Origin of the sequence: Arthrobacter sp. PL16, from assembly GCF_035985055.1 — a bacterium.
GTDB lineage: Bacteria > Actinomycetota > Actinomycetes > Actinomycetales > Micrococcaceae > Arthrobacter_D > Arthrobacter_D cheniae.
The window spans coordinates 1-16,747 of sequence record NZ_JAXCIC010000006.1 but is presented as its reverse complement, the minus strand read 5'-3'; the positions used below and the strand labels follow the sequence as shown (position 1 = coordinate 16,747).

17 protein-coding genes and 1 pseudogene are annotated in these 16,747 nt (G+C 66.7%); 8 read left to right on the top strand and 10 right to left on the bottom strand.

The features are described 5' to 3' along the window. Positions 1-80: 80 nt before the first annotated feature. Positions 81-893: an SDR family oxidoreductase gene (locus RCH21_RS12575; RefSeq protein WP_326964661.1), complete on the top strand. Its 813-nt coding sequence runs from the start codon at positions 81-83 to the stop codon at positions 891-893. A gap of 15 nt (positions 894-908) precedes the next feature. On the opposite strand, the gene RCH21_RS12570 is transcribed toward RCH21_RS12575, so the two are convergent. From RCH21_RS12570 to RCH21_RS12555, 4 genes are all read right to left on the bottom strand, one after another. Then, positions 909-1,871, bottom strand: a complete 963-nt coding sequence (locus tag RCH21_RS12570) for a carbohydrate ABC transporter permease (protein WP_326964660.1) — start codon at positions 1,869-1,871, stop codon at positions 909-911. Between the two features lie 29 nt (positions 1,872-1,900). Beyond that, entirely contained in the window at positions 1,901-2,869 is a 969-nt protein-coding gene (locus RCH21_RS12565; protein ID WP_326964659.1) for a carbohydrate ABC transporter permease, read from the bottom strand. Then, positions 2,869-4,179, bottom strand: coding sequence for an ABC transporter substrate-binding protein (locus RCH21_RS12560; RefSeq protein ID WP_326964658.1), 1,311 nt, complete (start codon positions 4,177-4,179; stop codon positions 2,869-2,871). Before RCH21_RS12560 ends, RCH21_RS12565 begins: the two co-directional genes overlap by 1 nt. Positions 4,180-4,361: 182 nt before the next feature. After that, positions 4,362-5,336 (bottom strand): aldo/keto reductase, encoded by a 975-nt coding sequence (locus tag RCH21_RS12555; RefSeq protein ID WP_326964657.1) that lies wholly within the window; start codon positions 5,334-5,336, stop codon positions 4,362-4,364. A 144-nt stretch (positions 5,337-5,480) separates the two neighbouring features. On the opposite strand from RCH21_RS12555, the gene RCH21_RS12550 reads away from it, so the two are divergent. Both RCH21_RS12550 and RCH21_RS12545 read left to right on the top strand, forming a co-directional pair. Beyond that, positions 5,481-6,806: an AI-2E family transporter gene (locus RCH21_RS12550; protein WP_326964656.1), complete on the top strand. Its 1,326-nt coding sequence runs from the start codon at positions 5,481-5,483 to the stop codon at positions 6,804-6,806. Continuing rightward, entirely contained in the window at positions 6,799-7,776 is a 978-nt protein-coding gene (locus RCH21_RS12545) for a D-2-hydroxyacid dehydrogenase (RefSeq protein ID WP_326964655.1), read from the top strand. The genes RCH21_RS12550 and RCH21_RS12545 overlap by 8 nt, the downstream gene beginning before the upstream one ends. Here RCH21_RS12545 and RCH21_RS12540 read toward each other — a convergent pair. Further along, positions 7,749-8,729 carry an NAD-dependent epimerase/dehydratase family protein gene (locus tag RCH21_RS12540; RefSeq protein ID WP_326964654.1) on the bottom strand — a complete coding sequence of 327 codons (981 nt, stop codon included), beginning with the start codon at positions 8,727-8,729 and terminating at the stop codon, positions 7,749-7,751. The two genes, RCH21_RS12545 and RCH21_RS12540, sit on opposite strands and share 28 nt — an antisense overlap. 137 nt (positions 8,730-8,866) lie before the next feature. Between RCH21_RS12540 and RCH21_RS12535 the strand changes: the two genes are divergently transcribed. Further along, complete coding sequence (locus tag RCH21_RS12535; protein WP_326964653.1) at positions 8,867-9,568, top strand: TetR/AcrR family transcriptional regulator; 702 nt, start codon at positions 8,867-8,869, stop codon at positions 9,566-9,568. An 88-nt stretch (positions 9,569-9,656) separates the two neighbouring features. Further along, positions 9,657-10,916 carry a glycosyltransferase 87 family protein gene (locus tag RCH21_RS12530; protein WP_326964652.1) on the top strand — a complete coding sequence of 420 codons (1,260 nt, stop codon included), beginning with the start codon at positions 9,657-9,659 and terminating at the stop codon, positions 10,914-10,916. Here the strand turns inward: RCH21_RS12530 and RCH21_RS12525 are convergent. Continuing rightward, complete coding sequence (locus RCH21_RS12525) at positions 10,903-11,748, bottom strand: NAD-dependent epimerase/dehydratase family protein (protein ID WP_326964651.1); 846 nt, start codon at positions 11,746-11,748, stop codon at positions 10,903-10,905. The two genes, RCH21_RS12530 and RCH21_RS12525, sit on opposite strands and share 14 nt — an antisense overlap. 86 nt (positions 11,749-11,834) lie before the next feature. Between RCH21_RS12525 and RCH21_RS12520 the strand changes: the two genes are divergently transcribed. After that, entirely contained in the window at positions 11,835-12,029 is a 195-nt protein-coding gene (locus RCH21_RS12520; protein WP_326964650.1) for a hypothetical protein, read from the top strand. A gap of 88 nt (positions 12,030-12,117) precedes the next feature. Here the strand turns inward: RCH21_RS12520 and RCH21_RS12515 are convergent, their stop codons facing one another. Both RCH21_RS12515 and RCH21_RS12510 read right to left on the bottom strand, forming a co-directional pair. Continuing rightward, the gene (locus tag RCH21_RS12515; RefSeq protein WP_326964649.1) at positions 12,118-12,960 is read right to left on the bottom strand and encodes a universal stress protein; all 843 of its coding nucleotides are present in this window, start codon (positions 12,958-12,960) and stop codon (positions 12,118-12,120) included. Between the two features lie 352 nt (positions 12,961-13,312). Then, positions 13,313-13,393 (bottom strand): annotated as a pseudogene (locus RCH21_RS12510) (ATP-binding cassette domain-containing protein); the annotation flags it as partial. Positions 13,394-13,624: 231 nt separating this feature from the next. Here RCH21_RS12510 and RCH21_RS12505 point away from each other — a divergent pair. Beyond that, positions 13,625-13,966, top strand: coding sequence for a hypothetical protein (locus tag RCH21_RS12505; protein ID WP_326964648.1), 342 nt, complete (start codon positions 13,625-13,627; stop codon positions 13,964-13,966). Positions 13,967-14,305: 339 nt separating this feature from the next. Here RCH21_RS12505 and RCH21_RS12500 read toward each other — a convergent pair whose 3' ends face one another. Together RCH21_RS12500 and RCH21_RS12495 are read right to left on the bottom strand one after the other, a co-directional pair. Further along, entirely contained in the window at positions 14,306-14,878 is a 573-nt protein-coding gene (locus RCH21_RS12500; RefSeq protein ID WP_326964647.1) for a hypothetical protein, read from the bottom strand. A gap of 362 nt (positions 14,879-15,240) precedes the next feature. Beyond that, positions 15,241-15,996: an alpha/beta fold hydrolase gene (locus tag RCH21_RS12495; RefSeq protein ID WP_326964646.1), complete on the bottom strand. Its 756-nt coding sequence runs from the start codon at positions 15,994-15,996 to the stop codon at positions 15,241-15,243. A gap of 324 nt (positions 15,997-16,320) precedes the next feature. Here RCH21_RS12495 and RCH21_RS12490 point away from each other — a divergent pair, with 324 nt between their 5' ends. Next, positions 16,321-16,542 carry a helix-turn-helix domain-containing protein gene (locus RCH21_RS12490; protein ID WP_326964645.1) on the top strand — a complete coding sequence of 74 codons (222 nt, stop codon included), beginning with the start codon at positions 16,321-16,323 and terminating at the stop codon, positions 16,540-16,542. Positions 16,543-16,747: the final 205 nt, after the last annotated feature.

Here is a 16,747-nt window from a genome sequence, read left to right as displayed (position 1 = left end):
TTCCTCGGGGGTCGGGAGGTGCTGGAAAGCGACGAGCGGTCTTTCCAGCCTAGCGAAGCGCACCGACCTAGGCTGGGCCCATGGATTCCATCTGTCCGCTGACAGGGCGCGCCTTCGTGGTCACCGGGGTGAGCCGCCGCAAGGGCATCGGCTACGCGATCGCCTCCCGTCTCGCTGGTATGGGCGCCTCCCTGTACCTCCATCACTTCGCCCCGCACGACGCCGAGCAGCCGTGGGGTGGGGACAGCATCGACGACGTCGTCGAAGGTGTCCGCGGCCACCTCCGCGAGGGTGCCTTGCTCGACCACGGAAGCATCGACCTCGGGCAGCCCGACGGTGGCGAACTGCTGATCGCTGATGCCCGCGCAGCTCTCGGGCACCTCGACGGCCTCGTCTGCAACCACGCCAAGAGCGGAGGGGACGGACGGCTGGACGACATTTCCTGGGAGGACCTCGATGCGCACTGGCAGGTCAACGCGCGCTCGACCATCCTCGCGACGAAGCACTTCGCCCACCAGCACGACGGGCGGGAGGGCGGACGCGTCATCTGGATGACCTCTGGGCAGGTGGCAGGTCCGATGTCATCGGAGATCGCCTACGTCGCCTCGAAGGCGGCCCTCGCGGGACTGACAGCCTCCGTTGCCGATCACCTCGTGGAGCGGGGGATCGTGCTCAATACCGTCAACCCAGGACCGGTGAACACGGGCTATCTCGATGCCGACACCGCAGACCGACCACCCGAGATCCTTCGGGATGTCCTGGCTCACTTCCCCGGCGGCCGCTTCGGCGAACCGGACGACCCCGCGCGCCTCATCGCCTGGCTGCTGACCGACGAGGGCCGCTGGATGGTGGGCCAGGTCCTGAGTACCGAGGGAGGCTTCCGCAGGTGGTGACACCAGCCGCATCGATCAGCGGATACCGCTGCGTGCCAGCCCCTGCACGAAGTACTTCTGGAACGCGAGGAACATGATGATGATCGGCGTGATGGAGATCAGTGCCAGGGCCATGATGGCGCCGTAGTCGGCACCGTACTGGCCCCGCAGGTACAGCAGGCCGATGGGCAGCGTGAACAGCTGGCTGTCCTTAAGCGCGATCAGCGGCCAGGCGAAATCATTCCACTGGTACATGACGGTGAGCAGCACGAGGACGGCGATCAGGGGTTTGCACAGCGGCAGGATGATCTGCAGGAAGATCCGGACGGGACCGGCCCCATCCACCTTTGCCGCCTCGATCAGCTCGTCCGGAATGGCGATGATGAACTGGCGGGCCAGGAAGATCCCGAACGCGGAGGCTGCCGAGGGAAGGATCACGGCCCAGAACGTGCCGTAAATGCCGAGCTGGGTCACCAGGCGGAACTGCGCGACCATCAGCACCTGGACGGGGATCATCATGGTGCTCAGGACCATCAGGAAGATGGCGCCCTTGCCGCGGAAATCGAGCTTGGCGAATGCGTAGCCGGCCAGGAGGTTCACGGTGACCGTGAGGACCGTGACGATCGCCGTGATGACCACGGAGTTGCCGAACCACGTGGCGGTGGGGAAGCTGCCGAACACGGTGCGGAAATTGTCGAGCGTCCACGAGGACGGCCAGATGCGCAGCTCCCGGCTGAAGACGTCGGCGTTCGGCGAGAAGGCCAGCGTGACCATCCAGTAGAGCGGGAACATCATGACGAGGCCCACGACGACGGCGGTCACGAGGCGGGCGATGGCCGACGCCCGTTGCGCCGGTGATACGCGCTTGACGCGCGGCACGAAGCCCCCGGTCCCGTTGCCCGACCCGGTGCCGGAGCGGGAAACAGAACCTGGACGGGCGCCGCGCGACGCCGCGTCCGTTGCGGTGCCGTCGCCCGTGAGGGGTAGGGGATGAGCCATGGGGATCCTGTCCTGGTGCTCCGGGGGGGCTATCCGGCGGTGTCGCGCGAGCGGTTGCCGCGCCACTGGATGGCCGTGAAGATGAGGGTGAGCAGGAAGATGACGATGCCGATCGCCGCCGCGTAGCTCTGGTCGCGGGTGACGAAGCCGTTCTCGTAGGCGTAGGTGACGAGCACCGAGGTGGACCGGCCGGGCCCGCCGCCGGTCATGACGAAGATGGTGTCGAACACCTGGAACGAGTAGATGACGTCCATGATCAGCAGGAAGAACGTGGAGGGACCCACGAGGGGCACGGTGAGGTAGCGGAACTGCTGCCAGGAGCTCGCTCCCTCGAGGCGGGCGGCTTCGTAGAGCTCGGGGGAGATGCCCTGCAGTCCGGCGAGGTAGATGACCATGTTGAAGCCCACGCGGATCCACAGGGTCACCAGGACGATCGAGGCGAAGGCGGCGGAGCCCTGGGACTGCCACGGTATTCCGCCGAGGCCGCCTTCGCGCAGGAGCTTGTTGACTATGCCCGTCGCCTCGTCGAACAGCAGCACGCCCATGAGGGCCGTGGCGACTCCCGAGATCACCATCGGCAGGTAGATGAGGGTGCGGAACAGCTTCCGCCCCGGGAGCACCGAGTTCATGAGGACCGCGAGGCCCAGGCCGAGTGCCAGGCTCAGCGGAACCGTGATGAGCGTGAACACCGCTGTGTTGAGCGCCGACTGCCAGAACGTGGGGTCGGTCGCCAGTCGCCGGTAGTTCTCGAGGCCCACCCACCCGCTGGCGCCGAAACCGTTCGACTCCTGGAAGCTGATCAGGAAAGCCCAGCCCAGCGGCAGGAAGAGGAAGATGCCGAGCAGGATCAGGTTCGGCCCGAGGAAGCCGTAGGACGTCAGCGTGGCGAGCTGGCGGTGGGACGGTTTCCCCGACCTCACGGCGTACGTGTCCGCCGGGGACGGCGGGGGGCCGGTACTGTCGGTCGACTCCTCGCGGGCGGAGGTGTCGGCAGACATCAGCTGGCTGCCTCATCGACGGCGGCGGCGATGTTCGCCAGGGTACGGTCCACCGGCTGGCCCTGCGTGAACGCTGCCTCGAGCTCGTCGCGGAGCTTCGGGTTGATCGCGGCCATGGCAGGGGAGGTGAGCTGTTGGACATCGGACGGCTCGAGCGTGGTGGCCTGCTCCACGAAGATCCCGGCGATGTCCGGCCGCGTCTGGTAATCGAGCTCGGTGGTCACAAGGCTGTTCAGGGTAGGGAGCTCCATGGCCCGGGCGCAGAAGTCCGACATCTGATCCGGCTGCGTCATGAACTTCAGGAACTCGGCTGCCAGATCGGGGTTGCGGGCGTTCTTCGTGGCCACGAGGGCGTTGCCGCCGAGATCGCACGCACCCCGTTCGTCGCGGGGCAGGTACGTGGCGCTCCACTCGAAGTCCGTGATCGCCTCGTCCAGGCTCGGAAGGACGAAGTTCCCGACGAAGGCCATCGCGGTTGTACCGGCGGAGAACGCGCCGTCGGCGTACGTCGAGGACTTCACCGAGCTACTCGGAGGCACCAGGCCGTCGGTAAAGAAGCCCTGGGTGAAGGCGAGGGCCTTGGTGCCGGCATCGGACTCGATGGCGGAGCCCGTGAGGTCGTCGTTGAAGAGCCGCCCGCCCGCCTGGAACAGCCAGCTCAGCCAGCGGGTGGATCCGCCGAGCTGCCAGTTGTACACGAAGGGGTAGAGGTCATCGGGAAGGGATCCGCGGAGCTGCTCCGCGACCTGGCGGAACTCGTCCCAGGTCCACGCGGAGTCGAGGCTGTCCGGGACACTGCTGATCCCCGCCTGCTCGAAAAGATCAGTCCGGTAGACGAGGGCGGAGGTATCCGTCTGGTGCGGGACGCCGAAGGGCTTTCCGTCGAACTGGATGGCCTGCCACATCGCGGGCAGGAACTCCTCGCCGGCCGCTGTATCGAAGTAGCTGCTGAGGTCCAGGAGCTGGTCCTGGCTGCTGTAGGCGCCGATGGTTCCGTAGTCCACCCGGAAGAGGTCGGGAGCGGTGTCGGACTGCAGTTGCGCGTCGATGTTCTGGAAGATCTGCTCGTAGGGCACGAGGTTGAGCTCCACCTTGGTGCCGGAATTCGCGGCCTCGAACGCGGCGATCCCGCGCTTGAAGCCCTCCTCCTCGGCCGGGCTGCCCCAGGTGGTGAAGGTCAGGGTGTTCTCGTCGCCGCCGCCCTCTCCGTCGCTGTTGCCACCACCCGAGAATCCGGCGCAGCCGTTCAGTGCTGCAGCGGCTGCGAGGAAGCCCGCTCCGCCGAGGATCTGTCGTCTGGAAATGGTCATCGTGATGCCTTCCGAGTGAGGATGGTCACAACGTACAACACACCTCCAGCCCGAGCGAAGCAGTTGAAGTGCCGCAGCCGCTGCGTTATAAGCCCGGATGCTGGGGGAGGCTCACGGCGCGCCGGCCCGGTCGAAGACCGTCCGGCCACCGGCGTGAAAGGCGAACCGCGTGAGCGCCACCGTCAGAACCCGACGATCGCGTGGGGCACGTAGTGCTCCTCGAGGGCGCGCACCTCGTCCTCGGACAGGTCCAGTTCGAGCGAGGCGAGGGCGTCCTGGAGGTGGTGCGGTTTGCCCACGCCGACGATCGGCGCTGACACGACGGGGTTGCGCGACACCCAGGCGAGGGCCACCTGGGCCCGCGTCATCCCGCGGGAGTCGGCCACGGCGCCGACGGCATCCGAGACGCGGCGGTCCGAGTCGAAGGTGCCGTAGAGGGTCTTGCCGAACTGGTCCGACGCGGAGCGCGACGTGGTCTCGTCCCACGGACGCGCGAGCTTGCCGCGCGCGAGGGGACTCCAGGGCAGGACGCCGATGCCCTGGTCCGCGCACAGACCGTACATCTCGCGCTCCTCCTCGCGATTGATCAGGTTGTAGTGGTCCTGCATGGTCACGAAGCGGGTCCAGCCGTTGATGCGCTGCAGGTACAGCGCCTTCGAGAACTGCCACGCATACATCGAGGACGCACCGAGGTAGCGGACCTTGCCCGCCTTCACGACGTCGTGCAGGGCCTCGAGGGTCTCCTCCAGCGGAGTCGCCGGATCGAATCGGTGGATCTGGTAGAGATCCACGTAGTCGGTGCCGAGCCGACGGAGGCTGTTGTCCAGTTCCGCCATGATCGCCTTGCGGGACAGCCCGGCGCCGTTGGGTCCCTCGTGCATGCGCCCATGGACCTTCGTGGCGATCACGGTGTCCTCGCGGCGCGTGAACTCGGCCAGCGCGCGCCCGACGATCTCCTCGCTCGAGCCGTCCGAGTAGACGTTCGCCGTGTCGAAGAAGTTGATCCCGGCGTCCACGGCGGCCTTGATGAGCGGCCGGCTCTCCTCCTCGGGCAGGGTCCATGCATGGTTGCCGCGATCCGGCGTGCCGTAGCTCATGCAACCGAGGGCGAGCGGGGAGATGTCGAGGCCTGTGGATCCGAGTTTCACGTATCGCATGGGTCACCTTTGCTGGCGTCGGGGGTTTCCTCCCACCCTAGTCCGGGCCGCCTGCACGGACGAGGGAGGCGAGGGGCCGCCGCAAGGAGTGCCGTCGTCCGCCACGTCCTGCCCGCGCGCTCCGGACTAGGGCAGGATGGCTACGTGACAGACGCAGATTCCACCAGCACGGACGCCACCACGCCTGACTCCCGTAGCCCAGCCCGGCGGCGGTGGAGGCCGACGCCCGTGGTCCATGCTCGAGAGTCGCACGGGTCCTCCGTCGCGCGGCGCTTCCGGCCGCACGCCTTCGCCGACGGCCTGAAGGTGAGCGCGGCGTGGACGGGCCGGAGCATCATCGTCCTCGCGGGACTGGTGGTCCTCTGGTACCTGACGAAGGCGCTCTGGTCCATCGTCCTGCCCACGCTCCTCGCCCTGCTGCTCGCCTCGGTGCTCTGGCCGGTGAACCGGTTCCTGCGGCGCGCACTCCCGAAGGTCCTTGCCGCCGTGGTGACGCTCCTCGGATTCATCGGGGTCGTCGTGGGGATCGGTGCACTGACCATCCCGGCCATCGGGAGCGGGATCACGGAGCTTTCGGGCCTTGCCCGGGACAACGTGGCCGATCTCGCCGAGTTCGCGGCCGGTCCGCCGCTGAACTTCGAGGCGGCGAACCTCGACACCATCGTGGACACGGCCCTCGCGCAGCTCCAGGCCAATGTCGGCAACGTCGTCACCGGTATCACCACGGGCCTGAGCGGACTGACCTCGGGCACCGTCGTCGTGCTGCTGGCCCTCGTCTTCACGTTCTTCTGCCTGAAGGACGGCGACCGCTTCATGCCGTGGGCGTCGCGCTGGACGAACTCCACCGCCTACGGGCACGCCTCCATGATCGCGGGCGGAACCTGGAAGGCGCTCTCCTCCTACATCCTCGCGCAGGCCGCCGTGGCCTTCGTCGACGCCGTCTTCATCGGACTGGGCCTGGCACTGATGGACATCCCGCTCGCCTTCCCGCTGGCGGTACTCGTCTTCTTCTCGGCGTTCATCCCGGTGGTCGGGGCCATCGTGTCCGGCCTCGTCGCGACGCTCGTCGCCTTCCTCGCCTACGGCTGGGTGAGTGCGCTAGCCGTGCTGGGGCTCGTGGTCCTGGTGCAGCAGCTCGAGAGCAACTTCATCCAGCCCCTGCTCGTGGGACGGACCCTCGAGATCCACCCTGCCGTCGTACTGGCCTCCGTCACGGCCGGCGGTACGTTGTTCGGCATCATCGGCGCTTTCCTCGCGGTCCCGACGACGGCTGTCGCGATCGTGGTGCTGCGGTACCTGCGTGACCAGTCGATCGAGAACAGACCGGAGACCGGTGTCGCTTCGGGTGATCCGGACGCGGTACCGGCCAGTATGCGGGCCGGTGGCACTCCGAGCGGATCTCCGCCCGACGACGCCGCGGTGCCCGAGGCAGGGCCGGTGGGCCACCGCACGGAGCAGCCCGGTGCCTAGGCGTCCCGTGGTCGCGGTGCTGGAGGGAACCCGTGCCGTGCGCGGCCTCGAGCGCGTCGCCGGACTCGCCGAGGTACGCATCACCCGTGCGCCCGACCTCGGTCAGGCTCTCGCCGGTGCCGACGTGCTCTACCTGTGGGACTACTTCTCCGGTGCCCTCCCCGCGGCGTGGCACGCGGCCGGGTCGCTGCGCTGGCTGCACGTCGCGGCGGCCGGCGTCGACAAGCTCCTGTTCCCCGAGCTGGTGGCCTCCGACGTCGTCGTGACCAACGCGCACGGCATCTTCGACCAGCCGATGGCCGAATACGTGCTCGGGGCGATGCTGCACGCCGCGAAGGGCTTCGGTCCCCTGCGGGACCAGCAGAACGAGGGCCTGTGGGGCTGGCGCGAGGGCAGGATCATCGCCGGCACCAGGGCCCTCGTCGTCGGGACGGGCAGTATCGGCCGCCACACGGCCCGGTTGCTGCGAGCCGTCGGCGTGCACGTCGAGGGTGTCGGACGCACCGCCAGAAAGCACGACGACGACTTCGGGCGGGTGCACGCGTCGGCGGACCTGGCCGGCGTGGTCGGTGAAGTCGACTGGCTGATCCTCGTGGCGCCCCTGACACCGGCCACCGAGAACCTCGTGGACGCACGTGTCATCGACGCCCTTCCATCCGATGCGGTCCTCATCAATGCCGGTCGCGGCCGGCTCGTGGACGAGGAAGCCCTCGTGCGCAGCCTGACCGACAGGACGCTCGCCGGCGCCGTGCTCGATACGTTCGCCGTCGAGCCGCTGCCTCCCGGACATCCCCTGTGGTCCCTGCCATCGGCGCTGGTGACACCGCACATGGCGAGCAACGCCGACTCCTGGCTCGATGACCTCGCCGCGCAGTTCGAGCGGAACTTCCTGCTGTGGATGGCGGGGGAGCCGCTGCCGGGCGTCGTCGACAAGGCGCTGGGCTATGTCCCGTCCGGCACCAGCCGCTGATCCGACACGGCGTTCACCTGAGCCGTGGCCAGCTCGGCCCGCCACCACCGGACCGTCCGGGCGACGGCCTCGTCCAAGGGCGTCGGAGTCAGTGTCAGGAGTGCCTCGGAGGCGGAGGAGTCCATGACGAACGGGCGTTCGAACTGGTAGGCGAGTTCCGCGAGTTCGCGCATGGAGGGCAGAACCAGGCCGAGGGCCCGCACCAGCCAGCCCGGCATGCCGGTGAGCCTGGGTGCGACCACGCCGGCGTCCTCGGCAAGGGCCGACACGAGGGCGCGCTGGGACAGGGCCGGAAGCGTCGGAGCGTGCAGGACGCGGTTCGACGTCCGCGGCAGATGGGTGGCGGCGATCATGGCAGCGGCCAGGTCGGGGATGTAGGTGAAGGAGTGGGGTGCGTCGGGGCTGCCGAGGAGCTGGATCGGCGATCCCTTCAGGACTGCCGGCACCATACGGTCGCCGGCGTGCGCGGTCCTGACCCGGGGGCCGTAGAAGTCGGATGCGACCACGGAGATCGTGTCGGCGGGTGATGCCGCCCGCGCGGCAAGCAGTTGCGTGCGGACTCCGCGCTTGCCGCCGTCGGCGGACCGTTCGCTGTCCTCGGTCATGATGGCGTCCGGGCGGCTGTAGGAGTAGAGGCTCTCGGGGAACACGACGACGGCGCCCTCCCGGTGCGCGGCCTCGAGGACCACGGCTTCCGCCGCCGGGAGTTCGCGCTGCCAGGCGGCCGCACTGTAGGCGCTGCCGTGGATGCAGTGGAAGATCGCGGTTGCTCCCTGCACGGCGAAGGCAAGGGCCACGGGGTCGGAGGCGTCGATGCGCAGCTTCTCGATATCTGGATGATCCGGACCGGTGCCGGACCGGGTGAGGATGCGCACCGTGTTGCCGCTCTGCGCAAGCTGCTCGGCGACGGTCCAGCCGACGGGTCCTGCTCCTGTGACGACGTAGAGGGTCATGATGGGGCCTTTCGACGGAGGGACGGAGAAGCGAGAGCAGCGCTCTCTCGATCAACGATGACCCTCGTCCGCGCCCCTGTCAAGAGCGGTGCTCTCATAAGTTGACGCTGCTCTCAAAAAGGTGCGAAAGTGGCCCCATGCCAGGAACCCCCCGGGAACGTGCCCGCGAACAGACCCTCGAGGACATCACCCGCATCGGGCGTCAGCAGCTCGTCGAGGTGGGGGCGGCCGCACTCTCACTGCGTGCCGTCGCCCGCGAGCTGGGTGTCGTGTCGTCGGCCATCTACCGCTACGTCGCCAACCGCGACGAGCTGCTCACGCTCCTCGTCGTCGACGCCTACACGGAACTCGGGGACCAGGTGGACGCCGCCGTGGAGGCGGCCGGAGCCGGCGCCGGTGACCGTTTCACTGCGCTCGCACTGACCGTGCGGGCCTGGGCGGTACGCGAGCCATCACGCTATGCGCTGCTCTACGGCAGCCCCGTGCCGGGGTACGCGGCACCGGCGGAGCGGACCACCGCCCAGGGGACCCGTGTCATCACACTGCTCGCGCGCATCATGGACGACGCCTGGCGGTCAGGGGAGCTCGAAGAGGTCGGTGGAACCGTGCCGGCCGGCCTGGAGGCGGATTTCCAGGCGATCCGGGATCAGCTGTTCCTTGCTACTCCCGACACCCTGGTCGCGGCGACGGTCCAGGCGTGGTCTGCGCTCTTCGGAGCCGTCTCGTTCGAGGTCTTCGGGCAATACGGTGCGGGCACCTTCGCGGATACTGATGCGCTCTTCGGGTACGCGGTCGGTCGGATCGCCCAGCAACTCGGTCTTCGTGCGGGCGGCGGCTGAGGTTCCGGCACTCCGGTGGAATTGGCGTGGGCGCCGCGGGGGGTGAGAGACTTGCCGCTGCCGCCACCCCGCTGACCAGGAGCAACCCGTGCGCATCCGCCTGCCCCGTCCGGAGTCCCGGAACACCGCGTCCTCGGTCTGGGTGTTCTTCGCGATCATCCACGCGGGCTTCCTCGCACGGCTGCTCCCGTTCATCATCGGTGGGGGAGTGCTCAGCGACATCCGATTCTACCGCGAGTGGGCCTACAGTGCCCTGGACGACGGCGTCTGGGAGGGTATCGATACGGCGTGGGTCTACCCCGTGGGAGCACTCGTGCCGATGGTGCTCGCCAGCGCGTTCGGGCCCTACCTGTACCAGCTGGCCTGGTTCGTCCTCTTCGCCGGGCTGAACGCGCTCGGCACCGCGGCGCTGGTCCGGCGGGGCACCGCGTCGTCGTTCACCGCGGCATACTGGTGGCTCGCAGCCACCGCACTCCTCGGGCCCGTCGCGGTCGGCAGGATCGACGGCCTGACGGCGCCGCTCGTCATCACGGCGCTCCTCCTGGTCGCCGCGCGTCCCTTCGTCGCGTCCCTGGTGCTGAGCGCCGCCACCTGGATGAAGGTGTGGCCGGCCGCCGTCGTCCTCGCCGCGCTCGTCGTGGTCCGGCAGGGGAGGCTGCGCATCGTCGGCGCAGGTGTCGCGGTGAGCGCGGGGATCGCCGTCGTGGTCGCGGTCTTCGGCGACATCCGCAACCTCACCGGCTTCCTCAGCGCCCAGGGTGCCCGGGGCATGCAGCTCGAGGCGCCGCTCAGCACGCCGGGAGTCTGGCAGGCGATCACGGGAACTTCCGGCGCCTACTTCTTCGAGGACGAGGTCATCAACACCATGGAGGTCCGGGGCGCGTTGAGCGGGCTGGTCGGGGACCTCATGACCCCGCTGCTCGTCCTGTCCGTGCTGCTGGTCGCGGCCTTCCTCGCGATCGCCCTGCACCGCGGCGCGCCGGCCGGAGCGCTGCTCGCCACGGGATCGCTGGCGCTCGTGAGCACCCTCGTGGTGTTCAACAAGGTGGGCTCCCCGCAGTTCATGCTGTGGATCACGGCGGTGATCGCCGTGGGCCTCGTGCTCGACCGTGCGTCCGAGTGGCGCTACCCGGCTGTTGCGATGCTGGCGACCGCCGCCCTGACCACCCTCGTGTACCCGATCTTCTACGACGCCCTGCGCTACGACCTCGATCCCGCCGTCGCCGTCCTGCTCACACTGCGCAACCTGCTCGTGGTCAGCATCTTCGTCTGGTCGCTCCTGCGGCTCGGTCGGTTGACGGCTCAGGCCAAGGTCCTGCGCCCCGCCGGCCCGGCTACGGGTGCCTGACGCCCTTTCCTGCCAGCACCGCCCGGTAGCCCTCCCGGTAGGTCGGGTAGGAGAAGGCGAAACTGGTGGACCGCAGCAGGCCGCTGTCCACGCGGCGGGCTCCGCCCCGGCTCGACGACGTCACACCGCGCGGCGGCTCCGACAGGTCGAGCTCGGCGGCCAGGAACTGCAGCACCTCGCCGAGGTCCACGGGTAATTCGTCACTGCCGAGGTAGATCGGAGCGGGTGCATGGACGTCCAGGACGAGGTGCACGATCGCGGCGGCGGCGTCGTCGCGATGGATGCGGTTGGTCCACTGCGGTTCGGACGGGAGGACGGCGCTTCCCCCTGTCACCTGGTCGATCAGGCGTGTGCGGCCGGGCCCGTAGATGCCGGAGAGCCGGAGGACGGTGCCGCGGTCCGTCCGGCCCAGGAGCACTTCCTCGGCCTCCCTGATCAGACGAGCCGTCGGCGCGGCACTCTCCGCGGGTGACTGTTCAGTGACCCAACCGCCGTCGGCATCGCCGTAGACCGCCGTCGAAGAGACGAAGAGGATGCGCCGGGGCGTCACGCCGTCGCGCTCGAGGGCGTCCAGTACATTGCGGGTGGCGTCGACGTACGCACTGCGATAGGCGGCCTCGCTCCGGTCACCGGCGGCGGTCGCGATGACGACGACGTCGGTGTCCTGCGGGATCGGTGGCAGCGGCTGCGTCAGGTCGGCGGCTCTTCCCTCGATGCCTTCGGGGATGCGTCCGGGTGAGCGGCGCCACCCGATCACCCGCTCTCCGCGAGCCGCCAGCCGCAGCCCCACTTCGGTGCCCAGGTCCCCGCAGCCCGCTATCAGCACCGTCATCGCATGTCCGTCCTCACTCCACCGGCCCGTCCTGGTGGCCGGGCCCGTCGCCAGTCTAGGTGCCTTACGTGGTCCTGCGGTGCGGGGTGGAGATCGACCTCAGCAAACCGTTGAAGGACAAGCAGGAGGAGATTGCTCTCCTCCAGTTCTTCGATGCGGTCCTCGATTTTGTACTGGGTGAAGATGTCACGGACGTTGTCGGAAAACGCCTTGATAGAGGCGAGGAGGTTCTCGCGCAGGTTTTCTGCATCGCCGACCAGGGGGCCGAGGACCGAAGCTGACTTGTCCTGCTGCACAGGCCCCCTCACACCCAGGAGCGAGTAACCAGTGCGGCCTTCGACTGACCGGCCACCTTGAAGAAGGGGTGTATCAGCGTACGACGATGACGTTGCCCTTGGTGTGGTGCAGGACGGCGTGGACCGTGGATCCCAGTCGGGCGCCGAGAGTGTTGCGGCCTTTGGCTCCGAGCACGACGCAGGATGCGGTGCGGGCTCGCTCTATGATCGCTTTCGGTGTCGAGGTGGCCGTCGTGGTTTCCTCGGTGATGGTGAGTTTCGTGTCGGTCGGCAGCAGGTTGAAGGATTGCTGGATGATGGGGTCGCGCTCGGCGTCGACGGCGACGTCCTTCAGGTGCCGGCGGTGAGGGAGTACGTGAAGAAGGTGGAGGGGCTGGTTCAGGGTTTCTGCCAGGTCCGCGGCTTGAAGCACTGCGCGGTCGCTCTCGGGTGACCCATCCACGGCGACCAGGACCTTGTCCTGGTCGGGCTGGTCTTCGCGCACGATCATGATCGGGCAGGATGCACCAGCTGCCAGGTGCAGGCTGACGGACCCCACGAGCAATCCTGCGAAACCACCCAGCCCCCGGGTTCCCGTGACGAGCAACGAGGCGTCTGCCGAGAGTTTGGTCAGTACCTCGGCCGGGAAGCCGGTGAGGAGGCGTTGTGTGATCTCGAGATGGGGCGCGGCCTGTGCGGCGAGTTCGCAGCCCTCAGCAAGCGTCTTTTCGGCTTCGTGCTGCAAACCGCTGTCCTTGATGCCCTCCACCGGGCCGAGATTGTGGGTGAAGAGCGGCCATGTCGAGCAGTGGACGACGAGCAGGGGGACCTTGGTTGCTGAGGCATGCCGGGCCGCCCAACGCACGGCCCGCTGGGATCCGTCGGAGCCGTCGTATCCGACAATGACCGGTTTGGGTGAGGTGTTGCTGGTGTTCATGGTGATACTCCTATGTCGGGTTGCTGCAGTGCCGTAGTGAGATTTCACGTGCCGCGTCCGATAACAGCTAGGTACCCCTAGTGTGCGCCCTGTCCCTTCGATGCACTGCCCGGCGGGTAGTGCGGCGGGCGATCCAGCGCAAGGATGACCGCACCCAGACCAGACATAGAGCGCACGTTGGGCTGAGGAAAGGATGGACCTCTTGATCGTCAAGAGGCATCAACCGGTGGTCCCTCAGATCAGGGATGTTTTCCGGTGGGGTCACCTCCGTGGCTGTGTCCGACCAGGTTCTCCGCGAGCAGCAGATCGCCATCATCAATCGCCTCGGTCAAACGCCGGCCTGATCAAGCCCCAGGATCAACAGCTCGGGCTCGTTCATGATCGTCACCGCGAGTTGAATCTTTTGTTGCTGTCCGCCGGAGAGCTTATCCAACAGGTTCCAGCCGCCAGCCGAGTGGAAGGACTTTGTTCAGACCTACAGCCGGGCCGAGCTGGCAGAGAAGTACGGTAAAGGCCATAAGGCACTACCAGCAGGATCTTTCCCAGATGAGTGAAGGCCCAGCGGACTACGTGAATGGGGGAAACACGTAGGCGGCTGGACCTTCCCCATAGTTGTACCCCGGGCGACCGTTTTCCGGCCAATCAGAGCATGAGGAGTCGCACGATGAGGAACACGCCCTACACCGGCCCGAATGGCACCAATGATTTCGACAGCCTCACGCCCCACGGGGCTGCCAGGATGCTCAACTCCTATCGGCTCCTCGGTGACTGCTTTGAGTTGTCCGACGACGAGGACATGTTTGGGCGGGGGTGGCTCATCGAGGGATGGCGCGATCTCCTGAAAGGCCAGCAGGCGAAATTCGAGCGCGCGGAACGTGAGATGGTGGCCGCTGTCAGACTCGCGCGCAATGAGGGCGTGTCCTGGTCTGAGATAGCGACGGTGCTGCAGCTGCCTGTGAACGAAGTCCGTGCACGCTTCGATCAGCCCGCACCAGAGCGTGGATAGGCCAGCCCTGGCGCAGTGCTGCATCTGCCGCGCCACTATCAAACTTGACGATGAGGGCAGCCCCTACCCAAGGGCTGGGTGTACCGGACGATTACCGTCGACGTCGGCCGCTACTACTGCCCCGTACACGCCCACCGAGCCTAGTTACAATCACAAGCTCTGAGCGGTCCTCTCGCTTCGCTCCGGCCCTGTTCGGGCCAGGCTGTTCCTCGTCGCATCCAGTCCTGATATGTCTACGACGTTCTGCCGTGAACCCTGAACCGTAAACCGTAAACCGTGAGCCAGCCAGCGGGACAGGGTTGTCGAGAAGCCAGATCGACTAACGAGCAGCGGGCTTGATCAAGCACGCGCGGGAACCGCACCCTCGGAATTCCGGGACGGGAACGGGCCGGCCACCTCGAGGACAGCTCTCTCGTACGCGCTGCCGAAACTGACCTGGGTGATGTCCTTCAGACGGAGCTTCACATCGAAGTCCTCCCACTGGCAGTCGGTGTCGATCGTGCGCAGCCACAGACTCTTCTTCCGCCACTGAGCGACGAAGCCGATCAGCAGCTTCTGGGCATGCTTCTCCTCGCAGGCAATGGAGGCCACGGTCGACACGGAGGTCGACTCGATGACAGTGCGGGTATCGGTAAGGTCGATTCCTTGCGGTGCCGTCGGCGGCCATACGTTGTGGCGGGTCAGGTAGTCGGCGAAGAGTGGCTTGTGCCAGGCACGGATGATCTCTGCCCGGCGAACGACGTCGTAGCCGTTGAGGATGACGGCATCGTTGAGGTTGGCAAAGAGCGCCCACTCATCGCTCAGTGCAAGGACGACGCCCTGCTGGGTTTCGTGCCGTTCAACCGATCGGCGTATGGCGACCGGAGTGGCGTCGGACATCGACTGCCGAAGCGCCCGGTCGATCCTCTTCATTCGACTCTTTTTCACTCATCGAACGGTACAGGTCCGGTGCAGTGGTGTCGCCGGAGGGGAACAGAGACGATTGTAATTCACTCCAAGAATCATCAAAGGAATGGCTACCAGGACCACGCGGAACTGTTCGCCGCCAGCACTAACCGATTGCCGGCGCAGCGACGCACACGGCGGGTGGCTGAGGCCGAGGAGATCTCGCAGCAGAAGTTGATTGAGCATTCTCTGACCGGTATCGGAGGAGCCGTACGGCGACAAGTAGGGGAGTTATTAGGAGGACGAGTGAAAGCCCGGGAGACTCAGTGAATGGCTTCAGGTGACCATCATTCTCGGCCCCGGGCTGACATGCCGGGTGGGCCTCGCAGCTAGTTGTTGAAAAAAATTTCCAGCTCGTGCAGGACGAGGCCGGGAGCATGATCGATAGCCTCATGTCCCTGGTTCGGGAGGGTGACGACATGGGCTGAAGCAAGGTTGTCTGCGAGAGAGCCGGTGATCTCGTGTGCCCAGTGAGGGCTGCGGGAACCGAGCAGGAGCATGACTGGAGACGTCACCTTTTGGGCCGCGGAGACGAGATCGACCTCTGTCAGGGCGCGGGCTTCGCGCTCGATCGTCGCGGCGACAATGGGCAGGACATCCATATCTCGGGGTGAATCTCGAAGCGACTGCACCTGTTCCGCGCTCAGACCAATGATCTCGGTGAGGAAACTGAATGCAGCCCTGCCAGTTTGGCCTTCGGAGACCAGGGCCGAGACGCGGTTCACCCACCCGCCGGCAACGGTCAGTGGGCCAGGAGGCTCATAGAGGGCGAGGCGGCGAAAAGCAGCCGAGGCGGCAGCTCCCAAAGCGAAGGTTGCGCCAATACTGTGTGCGAACACGTCGATGGCACCGCCATGCTCGTGAGCCAAGGCGGCGGCTACATGGGCGATATCGGCACTTTCCTTGCTGCCCAGATACGGTTCGCTGTCCCCGCTGGTACCCCTCCCGCGGCGGTCCATCGCGGTCACACGCCACTGGTCGGTCAGTAGTTGCCACATCGGCTCCCAGCGCTCAAGGCGTCCCATCCCGCCATGGATAAGAAGCAACGGCCGCCCGGATCCGCAGGTCAGAAGACCAATGTCCACGCCGTCCGCTCCACGAACTGAACTCCGTCTGCCTTCCACCCGGTGCTCCCTTGTGTTTACTCACCGTGCGCCATCATGCCCCATTGTTACCGCAAGCATCGCCGTAGTGCTTGAGCCCTGGCTGTTGGATCAGTCAGGGAGTGTTTGCCCTCGTTCCGGCCTTGTGGTTTCGGGTTCAGCAGGGTTCGGGGTTGTACAGAGCGGCGTGACTTCCGGGGGAGCAGTTCATGGTGCTGGACCCACTTCCACCTCTTAAGGCGTCAGTGAGCCTCGGCGTGCTTTGCCCCTGAAATGGTGGGTATATGACAGACCAACCTCAGGACGATGGGGCAGCCCAGGGCGCTGAGGTTCCTCACCTTGCAGCAGGTAGCCGACGAGCTGAACACCAAGCACAACACCATCCGGGCACTCATCGCCTCAGGAGACCTGCCGGCCATCCAGATCGGCGGCCGAGGCCAGTGGCGCATCGAACGCACCAAACTCGAGGACTACATCACCGGTGCCTACGCCAAGGCCCGCACCGACCTTGCGAACGGCGAGGTGTAGGCGTGGATCCTGCGCAGCACCAAGCGTTATGAGCCGAAGCGAAGGCCATACCGGATCCGGGCGGACCACTCCTGGGTGGGTACGGTGACGCGCTACCAACGCCCTGCAGGACCACGTGAGGATCCTCATGAGCGATGCACCCCAAATCAATCCCCCGAGCAACCCGCACATCAACGAACTCGGTGTCATCATCGGCAGGACCAAA

Bases quoted from the DNA above. Each gene is read 5' to 3' on its own strand.
- RCH21_RS12565 (WP_326964659.1), bottom strand. From the start codon at position 2,869: ATGTCTGCCGACACCTCCGCCCGCGAGGAGTCGACCGACAGTACCGGC.
- RCH21_RS12555 (WP_326964657.1), bottom strand. From the start codon at position 5,336: ATGCGATACGTGAAACTCGGATCCACAGGCCTCGACATCTCCCCGCTC.
- RCH21_RS12535 (WP_326964653.1), top strand. From the start codon at position 8,867: ATGCCAGGAACCCCCCGGGAACGTGCCCGCGAACAGACCCTCGAGGAC.
- RCH21_RS12505 (WP_326964648.1), top strand. From the start codon at position 13,625: ATGAGGAACACGCCCTACACCGGCCCGAATGGCACCAATGATTTCGAC.
- RCH21_RS12575 (WP_326964661.1), top strand. From the start codon at position 81: ATGGATTCCATCTGTCCGCTGACAGGGCGCGCCTTCGTGGTCACCGGG.
- RCH21_RS12490 (WP_326964645.1), top strand. From the start codon at position 16,321: ATGGGGCAGCCCAGGGCGCTGAGGTTCCTCACCTTGCAGCAGGTAGCC.
- RCH21_RS12515 (WP_326964649.1), bottom strand. From the start codon at position 12,960: ATGAACACCAGCAACACCTCACCCAAACCGGTCATTGTCGGATACGAC.
- RCH21_RS12560 (WP_326964658.1), bottom strand. From the start codon at position 4,179: ATGACCATTTCCAGACGACAGATCCTCGGCGGAGCGGGCTTCCTCGCA.
- RCH21_RS12525 (WP_326964651.1), bottom strand. From the start codon at position 11,748: ATGACGGTGCTGATAGCGGGCTGCGGGGACCTGGGCACCGAAGTGGGG.
- RCH21_RS12570 (WP_326964660.1), bottom strand. From the start codon at position 1,871: ATGGCTCATCCCCTACCCCTCACGGGCGACGGCACCGCAACGGACGCG.
- RCH21_RS12540 (WP_326964654.1), bottom strand. From the start codon at position 8,729: ATGACCCTCTACGTCGTCACAGGAGCAGGACCCGTCGGCTGGACCGTC.
- RCH21_RS12500 (WP_326964647.1), bottom strand. From the start codon at position 14,878: ATGAAGAGGATCGACCGGGCGCTTCGGCAGTCGATGTCCGACGCCACT.